Genomic DNA, 18434 nt, shown 5'->3' on the forward strand with positions numbered 1-18434 from the left:
AGCGTACAAGCAAATGCCGCCCAAATCTGGCGGCATTTATTTTTTAACGCGGCCGGCGATCGCCTTCAATAAAATTCGCCGTAAATACCGCTTTACCGTGGGTCTCAAACGACCACTTCATCACCTCACCCAACGCCGTCATCACAGCATCGAACTCCCCAAATACCTGAGTGCTCATACGGTTCAGGTGTACTTCTAATCCAGTCGCTTCCAAGCGTTTGACGACTTCTTTTACTACCGGCTTAAAATCATCGGCCAGTGGGTAATAGCTAAGCTGTACGGAAAGATACATAACGCCTCCTTACGTGGCTCTTTACATAGTATGTGACGTTTTCCCGACGCTGGATAAACGCTGCCAGGCCGCCAAAATGGCGGCACGGGTTTCATCCGGATGCTCCATCGGAAACATGTGCGTACCCGAAACCTCGCTGACCGCTAGGCCCTTGCGCTTTAAACGCTTGATGCGCGACGCCGTTAACAAGTGCGACTCTGTGCCCGCCACTAATTCTATCGGCACGCCCAGCCGCTTGGGCAGCCGCGAAAGGTGGTCAGGCAGGTGGCGAAAAATTTCCACCTCAATCTCCGGATTAAACGTCAGCTCCGCGCTGCCGTCATCTAACAACCGCGTCCCTGCTTCAATGTAGTCGTTGAGCGCTTCCGGGGTAAAGCGGCGAAACAAGCCTCGGCGACCGAGTGAGCTGGCCATTATCTCGCGGCTGGGCCACGCGGTGCGCCGCCCCAGGGTTTTACCGGCAGGCGTGACTCGATCAATAAATCCAAACCGCTTGGCGGCTTTCATGGCCCAAGCATCCGTTCCGAGCATCAACGGCGGGTCGAGCATGATCACACCGCAAAAGCGCTCAGGCTGCTTATCCGCAGCCATGGCCATCAAGGTACCGCCCAGCGAATGGCCCACGCCTAGCAGCGGCGTATCGCCTTCCGGCAGGTAGCTAAGCAGCTCATCCACCAAATTACCCCAGTTATGATTAACGGGGTAATCCGGATGGTGGCCCAGGCGGTCTACGGGATGAAGATCAAACGTTTCTGCCAGCGGGTCTAGCAGGCTGCGATAACTTAGCCCTGGAAAACCATTGGCATGGGCAAACACTAAACGTGGGCGTGAAGTCGTCTCAGCAGGCATGGCATGGCTCGTCGATAAGAGTAAATCAGCAATGGCTTGGCCATCTATCATATGTCTGTTTTATCCTGCCCCTCACAGAGCGTCAATCCACATAAGTGTTAACGTGCTAATTAAAATAGCGGCAGCTGATGCTCTTGACTGCTTTCCGCCAGCCGATACCCCACGCCCAGCAGGCGTACCGGGCGTTCACCGCGGGCCCAGCCAATCTTCAGTAAGGTTTCAAACTGGTCAAGATTAGGCGCTGGGTCGGCATGTTCGACGGTGGTTTGAGTGAAATCGCTAAATTTTACTTTAACGATCAGTCCTCGCACCGCCAACGGCGGGTCAAGACGTGCATAGCGCCGCTCTAAATCCTCGATCAGCGCGGGCAGCTCACGACGGCAGGCGTCGAGATTAGGCAAGTCTTGTGCGTAGGTTTGCTCGGTACTGACCGATTTACGCTCACGGTGCGTTTTCACCGGCCGCTCATCTCGCCCCCAGCTTAGCTCATGCAGGCGCCGGCCAAAGCGGCCAAAGTGTTCGACAAGTTCGGTCAGTGAGCGCGTGCGTAAATCGGTACAGGTTTGAATACCAAGCCCGGATAGCTTTTCTGCCGTGCGAGGGCCAACGCCGTGAATTTTCTTGACCGACAGCTGCTGCACAAAGCTATCAACTTCATCCGGCGTGATCACACATAGTCCGTTGGGCTTGTTCCAATCGCTGGCGATTTTAGCCAGAAACTTATTGGGCGCCACCCCTGCCGAGACCGTAATGCCTACTTCGCGGCTAACCCGCTCGCGGATCGCTTCTGCCATGAGCGTTGCGCTACCGTGATGCAAGGTGATGTCTGAAACATCCAAAAATGCCTCATCCAAAGACAGCGGCTCAATCAGCTCAGTGACGTCGCGATAAATCGCGAAAACTTGGCGGGCAACCTCTTTATATTTGGCCATATCGCCGCGAATTACGGTCAGATGCGGGCAGCGCTTGAGCGCCTGCCCCATCGGCATGGCCGAATGGATACCAAACACGCGAGCGGGATAGTTACAGGTAGCGACCACGCCGCGCTGCTCAACGCTGCCGCCAATGGCAATCGGAATGTCTCGCAGCGCGGGGTTATCGCGCATTTCCACCGCTGCATAAAAGCAGTCACAGTCGCAGTGAATAATTTTGCGCACCGGCTACCCTTCCAACTGTAAAAAAACACAGTTTACCACAAGAAACACCAGCTCAGGTGCCGCAAAATGTCCTGAGAACCTGCTCGTTTTCTGTGGCAGGCGCCGCTAAACGGCGGGCTTCAACCGACCCATCAAACGGCTTCGTTACCACCGCCAACAGGGTGTGGAACGGTGCAAAGTCACCGTCGTAAGCAGCATTGATCACTTCCTGAACTCGGTGGTTACGAGGAATAATGACAGGATTGGCACGCCGCATCGCGGCAAGGCGCTGGCTATCTTGGCTGGCGCTCTGCTCGGCCTGCCATGTCTCTAGCCAAGCGGTTAACTCGTTAGGCTGAGTCGTTAGCGCCAGCAGCGCCTCACGGTTCTCATTACTCAAAGAGCAAGCGTAGCGAGTAAGCGCATCAAAAGTCGCGGTCATATCCATGCGCCCCTGATGCATATGGCTTTCGAGGTCTTCCATCAGCGGCACTGCCTGCTCGCTTTCTGGTGAGAGGCCCAGTTTGTCAGCGTGCAAACGGCGCTGCTCTTGTTGAAATAGCGTATCGAAATGGCGAAGTGCGGCAGTGGCCTGCTCTATCAGCGCATCGCCCTGCGCATTCATGAGCGGCAGCAGCGTTTCAGCAAAGCGAGCCAAGTTCCACTGCGCAATCGCGGGCTGATTGGCAAACGCATAGCGGCGCCCTTGGTCGATCGAGCTATACACTTTTTGCGGATCAAACTGCTCCATAAACGCACAGGGGCCGTAGTCGATGGTTTCACCGGCAATGCTGCAGTTATCGGTATTCATCACGCCGTGGATAAAGCCGACGCTCATCCAGCGCGCAATCAGCAGCGCCTGGCGAGCGACTACCGCTTCCAGTAGTGCCAGATAGGGGTCTGCTGCGTTGGCGGCTTCCGGGTAGTGGCGGGCAATGACATGATCCGCCAGCGCTTTTATTACGGCATCGTCTCGACGAGAGGCGGCAAACTGAAACGTGCCCACGCGAATATGGCTGCTCGCCACGCGAGTAAATACCGCCCCAGGTTCAGACATCTGCCGCGCCACTCGCTCGCCGCTGGCTACCGCTGCCAGTGCACGTGTGGTTGGTACGCCCACCGCAGCCATAAACTCGCTGACCAGGTATTCACGCAGCACGGGGCCTAGCGGCGAACGGCCGTCGCCACCGCGGGAAAACGGCGTACGGCCGCTGCCTTTTAGCTGCACATCACGGCGGGTGCCGTTCTGATCAACCACTTCCCCCAACAACAGCGCACGGCCATCGCCCAGCTGCGGCACAAAGTTGCCGAACTGATGGCCCGCATAGCCCAACGCACCCGGCTTAGCACCGGGCATGGGCTGATTGCCGCTGAACCATTGGGCTAACGTGGCAGGGTCAGGCACTTCTTTAGCGCCCAGCATCTGGGCAAGTGGGGCGTTAAAAGCAATCAGTTCAGGGCGAGCCACGGGCGTTGCCTGGCTTTCAATCCACAAGGGTTCAGGTAACGTGGAATAGAAATGTTCAAATGACAGCACGATAGGCTCCGCTTTTAGTGGCTGTGGTTAGCTAATACCCTAGCACTCTACTCAAGTTAACGCCGACATGAAGTTGTTAGAAAATGCCTAATGCTAAACAGAACGTGCTAACGCCGCTCACACGGGATTTTTATAACCGCGACACGCTAGAGGTCGCAAGAGACCTGCTCGGCTGCTGGCTGGTGCGTGAGATTAACGGCGAACAGATGGCCGCGAGGATTGTTGAAACCGAGGCCTATTGTGGGGCTGAAGACTCCGCCTGCCATGCCCACCGCCGCCGCTCACCGCGCACGGAAGCGATGTTCGGGCCACCCGGCCACGCCTATGTGTATCTTGTGTATGGCATGCACTGGCTCCTGAACGTAGTGACGGAGCCGGAAGATTCGCCCTGCGCGGTATTGATTCGCGCGGTGGAACCCACCGCTAACGAGAACGCCATGCGCGCTATCCGCCAGGCAACCGGTAAACAGCTGAGCAATGGCCCTGGCAAGCTCACTCGCGCGCTCAGCATTAATAAAGCGCTGTATGGCCATGATATGACCCAGCGCGACCAGCTCTGGATTAGCGCCGCGTCGCATCACGAGCCCGTTGCTACCGGCCCACGGGTGGGTATTGATTACGCCAAGCCCGAGCACCGCGATGCCCCCTGGCGCCTCTGGCTGGCAGATAATCCGTGGGTATCGAAAGCGCGCTAATGCTCTCCAACTGACAAAGCGGGCTGCAAACGACGCACCGCCTGTTCAAGTACCGGCGTTAATGGCGCACGCCACTGATGCGTTAATAGCGCATCTGCACGAGTGACCCCCAGTGACAGCGACGCCAGCGGGATGCCCTGCTCATAGGCAGCGCGGCAGAAACGATAGCCGGAAAACACCATCAACGAGGTGCCCACCGCCAGCACGGCATCGGCCTTGGCCATAGCCGCCTGTGCCGCTAACCGCCGCGACGCGGGTACCACATCGCCATAAAACACCACGTCAGGCTTTAAGATGCCACGACAGCGCGGGCAGTCGAAAACACGAAAGGCGCTGAAGTCCGTTTCTAGATCGGCGTCGCCATCCGGCGCGTGACCGGCCTGTAAATCGGCAAACGTTGGATTCATGCGCGCCATTTCAGCATGCATCGCATGACGCATCATTTGATAATCACACGCCATGCACTTCACCATATCCGCGCGGCCATGCAGGTCGATGACGCGGCGCGAGCCTGCACGCTGATGCAAGCGGTCAACGTTTTGCGTCACCAGCTGCTGGATGTACCCTTGCGCTTCCAGCGCGGCTAGCGCCCGGTGTGCACCGCTGGTTTGCGCTTCACGTAGCGCCCTGAACCCGATCAGCGCACGCGCCCAATAGCGCTGACGCACGCCGTGAAACGTCATAAAGTCACCGTGCTGTACCGGCGGCGGTCGCTTCCACTGCCCCAGCGCATCGCGATAGTCCGGAATGCCGCTGTCAGTACTCACGCCGGCACCGGTAATCACCCACAGCTTGGGGTGCTGCTGTATAAAGTCAGCTAGCTCTTTGCCCGACTGGGCAACGTTTTCTGCAATGTCCACGGCCTGCGTCAATCGTTCACCTCTAGGCAATGTTGCTCAAATTCAACGATACTGTATAGCAACAGCGGGCCACGCAACTCGCCCTTGAACAGTTATTGTGCACCCAGGAGAGACTCTTATGCAGCACGATCATGACATTATTATTGTCGGCGGCGGCATGGTGGGCGCGGCATTAGCAGCACGCTTAGGCCATACGGGACTAAGCGTTGGGCTTGTGGAGCAAGGCGATGCGCCCACCGCGCCCAGCGGCGACTATGACCTGCGCATCTCATCACTCAATGCGCGCTCGCTGGCCTTTATCAAGGCAAGCGGCACCGCTCTGCCGCAAGAGCGCAGCTGCCCTTTTCGCCATATTGATGTCGCCAATCAGGACGGCACCGGCCATTCGCTGTTTTCCGCTGAAGATAGCGGCATGGAAGACTTCGGCATCTTTATCGAAAACCAAACGCTGCAGTACGCGCTATGGCAGCGGCTGGAACAGCTGCCTAGCGTTAGCTGCTACACCCACTGCGCGCCGATTAGCACAGGAACGGCCAGCAATGCCCGCATGCTGGAGCTAGATAACGGCACAACCCTTAGCGCGCGCTTAATTGTCGGTGCTGACGGTGCGAATTCTACGCTGCGTGCGCTGGCAGGCATTAGCGTGACAAGCTACGACTATCATCAGCGCGCGATGATCATTAACGTAGAAACCGAGCTACCCCAGCAAGACGTAAGCTGGCAAGTTTTCACCCCCACCGGCCCGCTCGCGATGCTGCCCTTACCCGGCCAGCGCGCCTCGTTGGTGTGGTACGACAGAGACGAAACTACCAAAGCCCGCGAACAGCTAGACGATGACGCGCTAAAAACGGCGATTGAAACGGCCTTTCCCAAACGGCTAGGCGGAATTACTCGCATCGTGGCACGGGCAAGCTTCCCCATTAAGCGCCAACACGCGCAGCGCTATATTGGCACACGCTTAGCGCTGATTGGCGATGCGGCGCACGTGGTGCATCCACTAGCGGGGCAAGGTTTAAACATCGGCCTGCACGACGCCGACACGCTGGCCGAGATCATCATCAAAGGCCGCGACGCTGGCGACTCGATCAACCTGCTCCGCTTTGAGTGCCAGCGCCGCGTGGCCAATCAAGCCATGATCGCTGCTACTGACAGCTTTCATCACCTGTTTACCGGCGCCAAGCCCCTGCGCCAACTAGGTGATTTAAGCCTGCAGATTGCCGAACGTTTCCCGCTGGCCAAGCGCATGATGATGCAGCAAGCCAACGGGCTGAATCCGTTTAAAATGCGCTAAATAGCATGGTGGAAGATTAAGAGTGCAGCCATCAATGCCTGCCTATTTCACATCGTAGGAAAAAGTCTCTATGCCACTCGAATAGCCGTCGAAGTTGGAGTGGCATGCCGCAAAGTAAAGCTCAGCGGCGCTTTCCATGGCACCGGGCACGGCGGTCTCGGAATTTAAGGTTAATGCTTCACTTGAGACTGACGGTGCCGTGTATGAGCACGTCACATTGATAACCTCGGGTTCTACGTTCCAATTGATCGCGACGCCATCGGGTGACGTGGGGGAATCCTCTCCGTCCTTAAGCCTTGAGTCACCGTTAAGCAGCGTTACTTCCAGTGTTTGCTCTGTCTCTGAAGTACTAATGGACTTAACGGAAAGCCATTTATTCCAAGCGCAGCCGCCCATTCGACAACTACTCAGCGTGACCTTTCCCTTGGGTTTAAGAAGTGGGGAATAGAGTTCGTTGACGTTGGCTGGCGAAGAGGATTCAGCCCCAGCTTGAGCACCTTCAGCCGGTGCGGAGACTTGCTGGTTGGGAGTCGATTGATTACAGCCAGCAAGTAAAACGATCAAAGCGAATGCAGCAGTTCGGATAGGGAACATATTTTTCTCTATATATAAAAGACGCTAACAATGATTATACGCAAGGCAACATAATCTCAATCAGCGTATCAGCATGCGCATTAATTGAGCTGCTGATAGGACTCTATCTCATTGTTTTAGTTCTAGGAAAATAACGTTCCGACGGCTTCGTGCGGGCACCGCCTTGGCCATTGCCGCCCAGTGGGGAACAGTGATTACTTGTCATCTGATGATATTTGCAGATGATCATCTAAAAACGCACAAATCACCGGGATAATGACATTGCCATGGGTTTCCAAGGCAAAATGCCCCGTGTCGTAAAAGCGAATGTCCGCCTGAGGAATATCTCGCTTCCAGGCTTGTGCCCCCGGCGGTAGAAAGAAGGGATCATGCTTTCCCCATACCGCGAGCAAGGGCGGCTGATACTCGCGGAAGTAGGCCTGAAATTCAGGATACTTGGCAACATTGGTGGCGTAGTCCAACAATAAGTCGAGCTGAATATCCGCCATCCCCGGCTGGGATATCTGAGCCCCTTCCAGCGTATAGGCATCCGGTGCTACAGCACTTGTATCGCTAACGCCCTCCACGTACTGCCATTTGATTGACGCCGGCGTCGGAAAGTCGCTAAGGGCATCACGATTCGCCTTAGAAGGATCGTTCCAATACGTCAGGATAGGCTCCCACCCTTCTGAAAGTCCCTCCTCATAAGCATTGCCGTTTTGCGAAATGATGGCAGTGATTTTTGACGGATGAGCCACCGCCAGACGCCAGCCCACAGGTGCACCATAATCGTGAACGGCAATAGCGTAGCGATCGATCTTCAACTGCTCGGTAAATTGATCAATCGTCTTGGTTAGGTTGGCAAAGGTGTACTCGTACTGTCCCCTTGGTGGTGATTGAGTGAAGCCAAAGGCGGGTAAATCCGGTGCCACTACGTGATATCGATGGGCAAGCGCCTCAATCACATCGCGCCACATATACGAGGACGCAGCGAATCCGTGCAGCAACAACACTGTCGGTGCCGCCCGATCACCCGCTTCACGATAGAAGATGTCGACATCACCCACTTTCTCGAAACGATAGTGAACCTGCCCAGCCTTGGCTGTGAGTGCTTCCTGCGTATTAGTCATATTTTCAGATGTCATGGACAACCCCCTAGATAACCATTAATAACTATTTTTGCAGGTTATCCAAAATAATAGTAACCTGTCAACATAGAAATTAAAGGTTACTAGACATGCCATCAGAAATTGCGCCACCGTTTATCGCAAGCAATCTCGCCCTCGACTTTATGAACACGCAATTTGGCGTAGCAGACGAGCGCCAAGAATGCCTGGACGATGACAGCAGTGTCGTTGCGTGGCTTCAACAGGCGGGCGTGTTGGCCGAATACCGTGAAAGCCCACCATCGGGGATAGCGCAACTCGCTAGAGAATTACGCAACAACATGCGGGACCTTCTTACCTCTGCCCAGCAGGGCCGAGCCGCGGACCCCGCCGTGGTAAATCATGTACTGGAGCGGGGCTACCCCGTTGAGAAGATCGAATGGCAGTCAACAGCATCGGTATTTCAAAAAAAAACCTATCAGCGCAACATGGAAAGCGAGAGCCTGTTGCAGCCTGTCGCACGGGCGTTGGTTCAGCTGCTTACCGAGGCTGACTTGCAGCTCGTTAAACAGTGCGAAGCCTCGGACTGCGTTCTTCTGTTCCACGATCAAACAAAATCTCACCGGCGCCGCTGGTGCAGCATGGCGTCTTGCGGAAACAGAATGAAAGCGGCCGTGCATCGCGCTAGAAAGAGAGAGAAAGCCGACAAGAAGTAACAGATGGCACTTTGTTTAAGAAGGGAAAACCACCACGTCATCCTCCTCTTGCCATGGCTGAAACTTGGTCATGGCCTGCAGAAAGAATGCGTGCTCCAACCAGTTTTCTAACCACCGCTGTAGGTGCGGGTAAGGTAGGCTGTAAAAAACATCGCGATCCACATGGGCGAATTGGCGGACAAAAGGCATGATGCCAATATCGGCAATGGTCGCGTTATCCCCCAGAAGATAAGGCTTTTGAGTCAGCAACGTCTCTAGCACCTGTAAAAAAGCCTCACCCCGTTGCCGGTACTCCGTCTGGATCATTTCGAGATGACGGTCGGCATATTTATAACGATCCAACCAATGTTTAAATTCATTATCGTTTTGCTCGATCAAAGCGTTGGCCTGAGTCAAAACCTCTGCGTCTAACAGCCCTTGCGGATCTTGTTGCTCAAGCGCCCACACCATTATTTCTCGGCTTTCCTCGATTACAGCACCATCAAAAAGCTGTAAAACAGGCACAGTGCCTTTCGGACTAATCGCTAGCATCTGGGCCGGTTTGTTTTTCAATATTATTTCCCGCAGCTCCACCTGCAACTCAGCAAACAATAAGCCGAGACGGGCACGCATGGCATAGGGGCAGCGACGAAAAGAGTACAGGCGATGAAGTGAGGGCGTCATGGGTATTTTTCGCAATTGAATCGGGATCAGTAGACTCAGCATCTCTGCTCATTCTAAACATGATGATCAGCTTTGGATAACACTCAAGGCAAGCGCTAAGCTTTGCGGTAACGTAGGAGTCACGAAGCAGTGAAGAGACGGTCCGACAGCGGCGACTAGTTAAATTGCGATCGTTCATATTCCAGACCATGTCATATCCGGAGAATGATTATGGTAACCAATAACCTTGGTGAGTTTATTCGTGTACCAGGGCTTAGAGTAGAAAATTGAATTTAAGACGGCCATTCAACCACAGCAGGTACCACTACCCATGATCAAAACAGCGTTAGCCCTAAGCACAATCATACTCATCAGCGGGTGCAGCAGTGAGAGCGAACCCCCTGCATCAAGTGCCTCTACTTCAGATACTGCAACCGAGCAAAGCCAGCCCGATTATGAGACTACCGATCAATGGGTCGGCCGTTGGACTGGGGTCGAAGGGCTATTTCTGGAAATCAGCAAGGACGAGCCTGCAGGCCCCGGCCATTATCTACTTGAGATGCAGTACGGCCTGGATGCCGAGCAAAGCGGAACGTTTGAAGGCCAAGCTACAGACGAAGGCATTAGCTTTAGCCGCGATGACGGTCAACAGCTGCTCCGCGCGGGGGATGGCGAAGCCACCGGCATGAAGTGGCTAGCGGAAAAAGAAGACTGCCTGGTAGTAGCAACAGGTGAAGGCTATTGCCGCGACTGATCTGTCGGCGATTCTTCAAGGGGCGGTGCGATGAAATCGATTATTCGCCCGCCACTTCAGAAAAGTGACCCGATTTATCGAGCGTGTACTCGCCAAAATCCTGCGCTAGATAAAGCGAGCCCGAATAGACGCTCTGAGCCTCCGCTCTGATGTCCTCAATGGAAGGCGACGCATGGGGGCTGGGCTGATAACGGGGGCTGAAGTGCGTCAGCACTAGGTTGGGAAGCTGTACCGTTTCAGCAAACGCGGCGACAAGCTTGGCGTAACTATGCCCGACATCACCGGCCTTCTGGGCCATCTCTTCGGTGTAGGTGGCTTCGTGTACCAGCACCTGGGCATCTTCGCAGGCATCTACAAGCAGTTCAGGCCGGTCGTTGTCCCCAGCGATCACCACCTTCCTTGGCTTGTTCTTGAAGATTAAGTAGTCATGGCTTTTAAGCCGTTCACCCGCGAACTCAACATCAAACCCTTGCTTCAACTGCCCCCACAACGGCCCTCTTGGAATCCCCTTTTGCGCTAATTTATCAATATCCAAATCAGCGTCGACGTTCTTCTCCGTAAACCCATAGGCATAGGACGCCACCCTGTGTGAAAGCGCGAACGTAGCCACCGCCATGTTCTCAAACTCAACGCTGGGCAGGTCATCCGAGGCGATAAACTCCACGGCGAAGGGCAAGCAAAGCTGCGTGACCTCACAGGTAGCCTCCAACCAGGCTTTGATGCCTGCGGGCGCCACAATGGTAAGCGGTTCTTCCCGGCCACCCATGGCCGCACTCGCCAGTATGCCCGGCAGCCCATAGCAGTGGTCGCCGTGCACATGAGTAATCAAGATGGCTTTCAATGAATGGAACGATAGTTTCGTGTGCAACACTTGATGCTGGGTGCCTTCGCCACAATCAATTAAGTACCAGCCCTTCCCTTTACTCTCTCGCAAAGCGACGCCGGAGACGTTTCGGGCTTTAGTGGGTACACCGGCGGAGGTTCCCAGAAACAGTATGTTCATATCTTGTTTATACTCTGTTATTCGTAATCGCTTGTGCACACGCGTGGGGCCAAGGCGCTGGGCCAGTTAGCTAAGTTAACATGCACAGGCGTCAAATCATCGCAGTCGCCTCAGTGGCATAAGTGACTACACTGATCATGCAACTCATTCTATGTATAGGAAATATCTGCCATGGAAGCCACGAACGAGAAAGTCTTTATCAGCCCTGCCCGCTATGTTCAGGGTGAAGGTGTAACCGCACGCGCCGGTCACTATATCTCGGCACTCGGGAAAACGGCGCTGCTTATTGCCGACGACGTTGTCTGGAAAATTGCGGGCAAGGAGCTCAGCGCTAGCCTGGAAGGCGAAGGCGTGAGTTTCGAGCGCGCGGTGTTCGAAGGTGAGGCTTCTAACCGCGAAATCGACCGTCTCGTTGAGCTTGGCCGCAAGCAGCAGGCGAAAGTCATCATTGGCTTTGGTGGCGGTAAAACAATCGACACCGCTAAAGGCGTGGCCGAAAAGCTAGGCGCGGCCTGTGCCATACTGCCCACGACCGCCTCCACCGATGCGCCCACCAGCGCCCTATCGGTCATCTACAGCGACGATGGCGAGTTCGAATCCTATCGCTTCTACAGCAAGAACCCCGACCTGGTGCTGGTAGATACCGGCATCATCTGTAAGGCGCCGCCGCGCTTTTTGGCCTCTGGCATTGCCGATGCGATGGCCACCTGGGTCGAGGCGCGCGCCGCCATTCGCGCCAACGCCAACAACATGGCGGGCGGCAAAGCCACCCTGCTGGGCGCGACCATTGGCCAGAAGTGCGAAGAGATTCTATTCGAGCACGCCATGCTGGCCTATCAGGCCAACCAAGCACAAATCGTCACGCCCTCGTTCGAGGCGGTGGTGGAAGCCAATACCCTGCTCAGCGGTTTAGGCTTTGAAAGCGGCGGCTTGGCCGCAGCACACGCTATCCATAACGGCTTTACCGCCCTGCACGGCGAGATTCACAACCTAACCCACGGCGAAAAAGTGGCGTACGGCACGCTCGCGCAGCTGATTCTCGACCAAACGCCACAGGCGGAGCTTGAAGAGTATCTGGATCTCTACCTCGCGCTGGGCCTGCCGGTGACCTTGAAAGCACTCAAACTTGACCAGGCAAGCGAAGAAGATCTTTATCGTGTAGCCGAGGCGGCACTGAAGGAAGGCGAATCAAGCCATAATCTGGCGTATGAGCTGACGCCGCGGCAGATCGTCCACGCTATTAAAGCGGTGGATGTGCATGCGCGAGCGTTTATGGAAAAAGTTGGTCTGAGCGAGTAAGGCCTGAAAGGCGGAGTGCTTCGGCGCTCCGCCCTGGTTGTACTTTCCCAGCCGCCACAAGCCACCTCAAACACATAAACCAGCGCATAGTAAAAATGCCATGCGCTTTGAATCCCTCTTAAAAGATTGTTATGTACATGATCAAAGCTTTACTCAACATCTGGTTCCGGTAAAACAGGGGGCGTACTGTCCATATACGTTAGGAAGTCTTCCCAGATGTCATGCGTTCGCTGTTTCGTTAACCGGGTACGGCACGTAATTCCCATGACGCCTCGAATAGTCCCATCGCGCCATTGCGTATAGACAGAGCCGCAATGAGCAGCGGCATACGCCTGCCACTGCTTTTGAGCCACTTTGATAGCATCGACTAACACAGGATCAACCGCGTTATGTTCAACGCTCGTTTCCAGATAGTGGGTGAGGTCATCCTCGGCGACCTCTAACTCGATAGCCGCGCACCGATTGGTCTCAAGCGTATTCATTATATTATTGCAATCAAGCTCCTCGTCGTCAGCAACGGCTGATAACGACATGGCAGCAAGAACTAATAGTAAACACTTTTTCATTTTTTCCCCGAAAGCACATAACGTACTGGCTAAGCTGCCGCAGCATAGCGCTACGAGAAGAACTTGTTGGGCTAATTTTTCACGTTTCCGTAGCAGTAGTCACTGTGCACATGGGTAATCAAGATGAATTTCGCCACATTTTCGACTGGTTTGGAGCCCAGCGAAAAACCAGTCCGGCAACATGTGCTTTTCACAACCAAAGGCTAATTATAATTTAATTATTCTGGACATGGCGTGCTTTCCCCTGGATTAAGAATGACTTCGTATTGAGTCTGAAAGTCATTGCCGCTATTCCACATTGTAGTGTGTGTTTCAAAACCTTCTTTTACGACGCACCAATTCCAAAAAAACACCTGCGAACCGTGAATCATAAGAGATTCAGCGCGCCACTCCTTAATTTTTGGAAAGCTTGCCTCACCTCTATAACTGGTTTTATCCATCATTCTGCTTTGTTCAAAACCATAAGGATAATAGCTCGATATTAAATATACCCAAGCATCCTGAATCGGCTTTCCTTCCCCATCTGTTACGAGAATTTCAGCCTCCGGCTGAAGAGTTTTGTTTATTGGGTAAACAACACAGCCTGATAGCAGTAGAGTAATCGCTAGTATTAGTAGCTTCATATTTGATTAGCTATAACGTTTTACTTAAGAGGCGACCGGAGCCGCAGGCGGAGGGAACCACAAGCGCAGCTTGTGGTTCCCTCTCGACGAAATTATTAGGCGAATGGGTTACCACTTATTGAACTCAGCGTTAGGTATTTGCAATGCGGACAAGGATGGCACTGACGACTGAACCAACGCAATACACTCCTTAAGCGACAAGATTGCTTGAAGTGAGCCGCGCTTGTCTCTGACAATAAAGTCGATGAGAACAGAGCCATCCCCATTGACGTAGAACTGCAAGGTTTCATCAAACTGATCAATGAGCCCGAGATGATTTCCGGGGTGGTTCAACACTCCATTCATTAACGCCTTTATCTCAGGAAGATCGTGATATGACTGATCTTCCGGCATTCCGAGACCGAAACCTTCGGGGCGCGTATCTTCAAAAAACAACACAAACCCGGGGCGATTTTTTTCAGGCCATTCCGCCATTGCTGATGTTCCTTTCTGTCACCTAACGCCCGCATTTGCGGCTGATTTGGAGCGCAGCGGAAAACAGTCCGACAACATGCGCTTGTCAGGTGATTTGCCACGCTCATAGCTACAGATATTTCCCAAAATATTCACCTACAGCCTTATGACAATATTTGTCTTCACCTCGCCAATATTCAACAAAAACCCAGTCATTCCTACCTTTAACGGGTCGATCGTAGCTGCCAGGCTTTAACACACCAATACTGGCTAAAATTTCAATTAATACCTGTCTTTCCGCCTTGCTAGACTTTATGACACCAGCCAATCTTTTTTCCAGGGCACTAGGATAATCTGATGGCTCCGAGAACTCGATGGTTTTCAATATTTCCTTGAAACAATAAATATCTTCATCATCAGGTTCAGGGATATCTGTATTTGCAAATTGGTTTAAGTCAAAGTACGTGTACAAGATATCACCATGGCGGACACCACCCCATTTAATACGCTCAAAATTCAATACGTTTATATCAGTGTCATCATAGTTCTGACGACCCACTACCCCGTATTGGCAATCCCTGCACACCCCGCAGGTATAAGAGTGTGAAGTGGGCTTCCCATCAGTATATGAAGTGCCGGAGATAACTGGTTTATATTTATGCACTGGTATTTTTTTGGCAATTGAATACGAAGATAAAGAAGACCTCCAGTCCAAACGGCGAGATGTCAGGCTACTTAAAAAACCTTTAGCAATTTTCTCTCGTGATATTTCACTAACCAAATTTTCAATAACTTCTATGCACGCATCATGAGAAATTGAAATCGGATCAAACATTAAACCTTGTGACTTAGCGTACTCAAAGTTGTCACCAGATAGGACTCTATCTTTGGAGTCAATCCATCCATTCTTCCAGTAGGTGGAGAATAATATTTTCTTCGCTTTCTTATCCATACTCGATTTTTTTCACCTAATGCCAAGCTAAGTGGCGCCGCTTGTGGCGTCCTTGCTTGAGCTTTTTGTTAAGGTTTTGTACGGCCAATATCGCTTAGATGATAGAAAACTAAGTACGATCGACCAGAAAATTATTGCAAGCAACAAAATGCTACCAAAAACGCCTGAAGCACCACCGCTAGGGAAAATAAGATGCATTGGCAAATAGTCGATTAGCCCCATCCCAAGAAGCCCCGGAGCGATAATTATGTACCCCGGTATTGCTAATACCATACCTATAGCATTTGCTTCATACGCTGATGAAAAAAATGAACCAGCTAGAACAAACAGGCAGCCAATCATTACCAACACTATGCCGGAAGCAATTCCGATTAGAATTCGCATTTCTTCCTCGATAAATCTTACGCCTCGTTAAGAGGCAAAAAATTGTTGGCTAAAATTAGCGACGAAGGAGCAAAAGCCAACTGCTTTTGTCCTTTTAAACGACTTGTTAGTAGTAACTTTACTTGCGCCAAACCTTTTTTAAAAGATAGTAACCGCACCAGAATATAATGGAATATGCTACAGCAGCAAGGATATGACCATAAAGCGTTGGATAATACCAACCAGTATCTGATGAATACTTAAAGAATGGTTCACCTAAAGACCAAAAAGGAATGTAATAGCCCCAATAACCAGCTAAGCCAATTAACCCAAGTAAGAACATGGAAAGATAAAGAGGCATTGGCAGTAAAACTATAGCTAGCCAAATTTTAACAGATTTAATCATGACATCCTTTTACTACTAACGCCTCACTAAGAGGCAAATAACAGTTGGTTAAAATAAGCGAAGAAGGAGCAAAAACCAACTGTTATTTGTCCTTTTAAGTGACTTGTTAGGCGACGCTTGCCTCTATGACTTTCGCTTTACGCGTTAATTCATTATTAAAGATTACGCTATCAACAGCATAGTGGGCTCTGCGATGACAAGTTGGACATAAAGCTATAACATTTTCTGGGCAATCAGCTCCGCCGTCCGATAAGCGAGTAAGGTGATGAACTTCTAAATAAGGACCTGACTTTGTTTCAAAAGGAGCTTTGTCCCCGCAACCTTCACAATTACCTTTGGCGCGTTTTTTAGCATAAAGTTTTATTGCATCACTACGATATTTAACGTGAATTAGTTTTTCTTTTTCGTCTGCATGGGTCGGCGTATTGCTTAGTGCAATTTCACGCAGTTGTTTTAATGATTTACTTTTAGTTGGATTTGTAAGGTATGGCGCTTTAGGGGATTCAATTCCATCACTTTTAGTTTCAGGAATTATATCCAAATGAAATATATAAGTCGCTCTTTGTTTTCCATTTTTGTCAGGCCTTTCTTCGATATGGTGAGTTATATAATTGCAGTTACCAACAAACCGAATCATACCTTGAGACGCAGCTTCAAAAAGAAGAATCTGTTTTTTATTTTTTTGATGATCGCGAATGGCTAAATTACCTTTAGCCATGATCATATCGCCTTCTTGCCCTTCACCTGTATATCTAAATGTACCGTCAGGATTGAAACCATCAGAATAACCAAATTCTTCACCAGCTTCGCTGGTGAAAATAAATACATAAGGGTGTTGTGATGGAGTCGCAATGCCACCGTATTGTTGGCCTTTGTACACTCCATGTATTTCAGTTCTGCGTTTATATATTTTTCCAACTTCGAACACTGGACTCCCTCAGTCGCCTAACGCTTTGCTAAGCGGCAATAAAATAGCTAGCTAAAATTAGCGAGGAACGAGCAAAAGCCAGCTGTTTTTGTCCGTTTAAGCAACTTGTTAGCGGGATTTAATCAATACGGACAATATCTAATTCGTCATTTTCATTAATAGGCATATCTGAAAAACTTACATTTTTACTAGTAATAAACCTATTTTCGATAGTCTTTTTATTTGTTCTATTAACTAAAACCCAACGTTTCCCATAATTATTAAGTGTGACATCTTCCCCTGCTAGGCTAATAGCTAACCTCAATAATTCTACCCACTCATCTGTTGGTTTGGTTGCTTGGACTGAAGCACCTGATGAAGAATTAATACGAACACCTTTTGATGTTTTTCTTAATTTATCTTTTGACAAACTTTTAGCTACATTGATCTCCGAACTCTTAATATCGTTGGATACTTTTACAAGTTCAGATTTAAGCTTAGTTATATCGTTTTCACTACCAAGTGATTTTATCTTTTCATCTAAGCTTTCAAGCTTTTCTAAAATATCATTATTTGAATTGGTGGAATCCTTGTTTTCACTACCGTTGAGGACGTATCTCCTCATTGAGTCACCGTAAGCTTTTAACTCAGGCATTGCGACTTGAGAAATAGCTTTAGCATCTGTTTTTATTTCGATTAATACTTCGGAAATTTTTTCATTAACTCTATCTGTTTCACTTTTTGTATAAAAAGCAATCCATATTGCAACTACAGCTAAGACCAACGAGCTTATACTTGCGATAAAAGAAACAATTGAAAACCAATCTGTAATATTTTCCACGAACCTTCCTTAATTCAGCTAACGCCTGAGTTAAGCCGAACCGCGAAGCGGGTTCGGCTTGAACGAATTGTTAGGCATCTTCATACGGAAGGTCCTCTGGATCAACGCCGATATAGTCTGGCTCAGGCATGGCATCAAGGCGCACTGCCGTGATCTCTGAGTGACCAAGTAGAAGAGCCTTGGCTATGCGATGCATCCCATCCATAACTTGACCGTCCGGCGAAAGGATGATTGGGTAAGTCAGGTCTGTAGCTTCAACTAGTCGCATGTGGCCCACCAAGTCACGGCAGGTAGGAGGCGGATCGTCCGAGTCGTACCAATACGCCTCATCGATTTCTTGGATTTCGGATAGCTGGACGGTCGAAGGCTTGGCTGTGCGAGCCAGGTCGATCAAGCGATGCACGTCCCAAGCAAGCAATCCTTCTTTGCTTTCTCGAAAGTGATATTGCTTACGCATAAGTGATACCTAACAGTGATTATACGGAAGGCTACATAACCTCAATAAACGCGACGGCACATTGATTGAGGTTATGCTGCCCCAAGAATCGACTCTACCCCATTGTTTCTGCT

General features: G+C 51.1%; 23 protein-coding genes. 5 read left to right on the forward strand and 18 right to left on the reverse strand.

Translation table 11 applies throughout. The features are described 5' to 3' along the window. Positions 1-43: 43 nt before the first annotated feature. The 4 genes from ACT3TF_RS09270 to ACT3TF_RS09285 all read right to left on the reverse strand — a co-directional run bounded on the left by ACT3TF_RS09270 (position 44) and on the right by ACT3TF_RS09285 (position 3814). Positions 44-292: a YkoF family thiamine/hydroxymethylpyrimidine-binding protein gene (locus tag ACT3TF_RS09270; protein WP_096282012.1), complete on the reverse strand. Its 249-nt coding sequence runs from the start codon at positions 290-292 to the stop codon at positions 44-46. A 21-nt stretch (positions 293-313) separates the two neighbouring features. Next, positions 314-1141 carry an alpha/beta fold hydrolase gene (locus ACT3TF_RS09275; RefSeq protein WP_444672194.1) on the reverse strand — a complete coding sequence of 276 codons (828 nt, stop codon included), beginning with the start codon at positions 1139-1141 and terminating at the stop codon, positions 314-316. A 110-nt stretch (positions 1142-1251) separates the two neighbouring features. Next, positions 1252-2298: a DNA polymerase IV gene (gene dinB / locus ACT3TF_RS09280; RefSeq protein WP_441684387.1), complete on the reverse strand. Its 1047-nt coding sequence runs from the start codon at positions 2296-2298 to the stop codon at positions 1252-1254. A 52-nt stretch (positions 2299-2350) separates the two neighbouring features. Further along, positions 2351-3814, reverse strand: a complete 1464-nt coding sequence (locus tag ACT3TF_RS09285; RefSeq protein ID WP_444672084.1) for a protein adenylyltransferase SelO — start codon at positions 3812-3814, stop codon at positions 2351-2353. A gap of 83 nt (positions 3815-3897) precedes the next feature. Between ACT3TF_RS09285 and ACT3TF_RS09290 the strand changes: the two genes are divergently transcribed. Next, a complete protein-coding gene (locus ACT3TF_RS09290) occupies positions 3898-4509 on the forward strand; it encodes a DNA-3-methyladenine glycosylase (RefSeq protein WP_444672085.1) in 612 nt (203 codons plus the stop codon). On the opposite strand, the gene ACT3TF_RS09295 is transcribed toward ACT3TF_RS09290, so the two are convergent. Next, the gene (locus ACT3TF_RS09295; RefSeq protein WP_444672086.1) at positions 4506-5381 is read right to left on the reverse strand and encodes an NAD-dependent protein deacetylase; all 876 of its coding nucleotides are present in this window, start codon (positions 5379-5381) and stop codon (positions 4506-4508) included. The two genes, ACT3TF_RS09290 and ACT3TF_RS09295, sit on opposite strands and share 4 nt — an antisense overlap. Positions 5382-5487: 106 nt before the next feature. Between ACT3TF_RS09295 and ACT3TF_RS09300 the strand changes: the two genes are divergently transcribed. Further along, the gene (locus ACT3TF_RS09300; RefSeq protein WP_444672087.1) at positions 5488-6660 is read left to right on the forward strand and encodes a UbiH/UbiF/VisC/COQ6 family ubiquinone biosynthesis hydroxylase; all 1173 of its coding nucleotides are present in this window, start codon (positions 5488-5490) and stop codon (positions 6658-6660) included. A gap of 42 nt (positions 6661-6702) precedes the next feature. Here the strand turns inward: ACT3TF_RS09300 and ACT3TF_RS09305 are convergent, their stop codons facing one another. Both ACT3TF_RS09305 and ACT3TF_RS09310 read right to left on the reverse strand, forming a co-directional pair. After that, complete coding sequence (locus ACT3TF_RS09305) at positions 6703-7254, reverse strand: hypothetical protein (RefSeq protein WP_441684383.1); 552 nt, start codon at positions 7252-7254, stop codon at positions 6703-6705. Between the two features lie 194 nt (positions 7255-7448). After that, entirely contained in the window at positions 7449-8378 is a 930-nt protein-coding gene (locus tag ACT3TF_RS09310; protein ID WP_444672088.1) for an alpha/beta fold hydrolase, read from the reverse strand. Between the two features lie 92 nt (positions 8379-8470). Between ACT3TF_RS09310 and ACT3TF_RS09315 the strand changes: the two genes are divergently transcribed. Continuing rightward, the gene (locus ACT3TF_RS09315) at positions 8471-9055 is read left to right on the forward strand and encodes a CGNR zinc finger domain-containing protein (RefSeq protein WP_441684381.1); all 585 of its coding nucleotides are present in this window, start codon (positions 8471-8473) and stop codon (positions 9053-9055) included. A gap of 15 nt (positions 9056-9070) precedes the next feature. Here the strand turns inward: ACT3TF_RS09315 and ACT3TF_RS09320 are convergent, their stop codons facing one another. Further along, entirely contained in the window at positions 9071-9718 is a 648-nt protein-coding gene (locus tag ACT3TF_RS09320) for a glutathione S-transferase (protein ID WP_444672195.1), read from the reverse strand. A 310-nt stretch (positions 9719-10028) separates the two neighbouring features. Here ACT3TF_RS09320 and ACT3TF_RS09325 point away from each other — a divergent pair, with 310 nt between their 5' ends. Further along, complete coding sequence (locus tag ACT3TF_RS09325) at positions 10029-10451, forward strand: hypothetical protein (protein WP_441684380.1); 423 nt, start codon at positions 10029-10031, stop codon at positions 10449-10451. Positions 10452-10491: 40 nt separating this feature from the next. Here ACT3TF_RS09325 and ACT3TF_RS09330 read toward each other — a convergent pair whose 3' ends face one another. After that, a complete protein-coding gene (locus ACT3TF_RS09330) occupies positions 10492-11454 on the reverse strand; it encodes a ribonuclease Z (RefSeq protein WP_444672089.1) in 963 nt (320 codons plus the stop codon). Positions 11455-11625: 171 nt separating this feature from the next. On the opposite strand from ACT3TF_RS09330, the gene ACT3TF_RS09335 reads away from it, so the two are divergent. Then, entirely contained in the window at positions 11626-12753 is a 1128-nt protein-coding gene (locus tag ACT3TF_RS09335) for a glycerol dehydrogenase (protein ID WP_441684378.1), read from the forward strand. A 149-nt stretch (positions 12754-12902) separates the two neighbouring features. On the opposite strand, the gene ACT3TF_RS09340 is transcribed toward ACT3TF_RS09335, so the two are convergent. The 9 genes from ACT3TF_RS09340 to ACT3TF_RS09380 all read right to left on the reverse strand — a co-directional run bounded on the left by ACT3TF_RS09340 (position 12903) and on the right by ACT3TF_RS09380 (position 18321). After that, positions 12903-13319 carry a lysozyme inhibitor LprI family protein gene (locus ACT3TF_RS09340; RefSeq protein ID WP_096282025.1) on the reverse strand — a complete coding sequence of 139 codons (417 nt, stop codon included), beginning with the start codon at positions 13317-13319 and terminating at the stop codon, positions 12903-12905. Positions 13320-13537: 218 nt separating this feature from the next. Beyond that, entirely contained in the window at positions 13538-13942 is a 405-nt protein-coding gene (locus tag ACT3TF_RS09345; RefSeq protein WP_444672090.1) for a hypothetical protein, read from the reverse strand. Positions 13943-14050: 108 nt separating this feature from the next. Next, entirely contained in the window at positions 14051-14416 is a 366-nt protein-coding gene (locus ACT3TF_RS09350) for a hypothetical protein (RefSeq protein WP_441684375.1), read from the reverse strand. Between the two features lie 109 nt (positions 14417-14525). Continuing rightward, positions 14526-15347, reverse strand: coding sequence for a hypothetical protein (locus ACT3TF_RS09355; RefSeq protein ID WP_444672091.1), 822 nt, complete (start codon positions 15345-15347; stop codon positions 14526-14528). A gap of 27 nt (positions 15348-15374) precedes the next feature. Beyond that, complete coding sequence (locus ACT3TF_RS09360) at positions 15375-15731, reverse strand: hypothetical protein (RefSeq protein ID WP_444672092.1); 357 nt, start codon at positions 15729-15731, stop codon at positions 15375-15377. Between the two features lie 118 nt (positions 15732-15849). After that, the gene (locus ACT3TF_RS09365; protein WP_444672093.1) at positions 15850-16116 is read right to left on the reverse strand and encodes a hypothetical protein; all 267 of its coding nucleotides are present in this window, start codon (positions 16114-16116) and stop codon (positions 15850-15852) included. Between the two features lie 106 nt (positions 16117-16222). Beyond that, positions 16223-17044 carry an HNH endonuclease gene (locus ACT3TF_RS09370; protein WP_444672094.1) on the reverse strand — a complete coding sequence of 274 codons (822 nt, stop codon included), beginning with the start codon at positions 17042-17044 and terminating at the stop codon, positions 16223-16225. Positions 17045-17162: 118 nt separating this feature from the next. After that, positions 17163-17864 carry a hypothetical protein gene (locus tag ACT3TF_RS09375; protein ID WP_444672095.1) on the reverse strand — a complete coding sequence of 234 codons (702 nt, stop codon included), beginning with the start codon at positions 17862-17864 and terminating at the stop codon, positions 17163-17165. Between the two features lie 70 nt (positions 17865-17934). After that, entirely contained in the window at positions 17935-18321 is a 387-nt protein-coding gene (locus ACT3TF_RS09380; RefSeq protein WP_444672096.1) for a hypothetical protein, read from the reverse strand. Positions 18322-18434: the final 113 nt, after the last annotated feature.

Source organism: Halomonas sp. AOP25-F1-15 (assembly GCF_052378675.1).
In the GTDB taxonomy this organism is placed as follows: Bacteria; Pseudomonadota; Gammaproteobacteria; order Pseudomonadales; family Halomonadaceae; genus Vreelandella; species Vreelandella casei.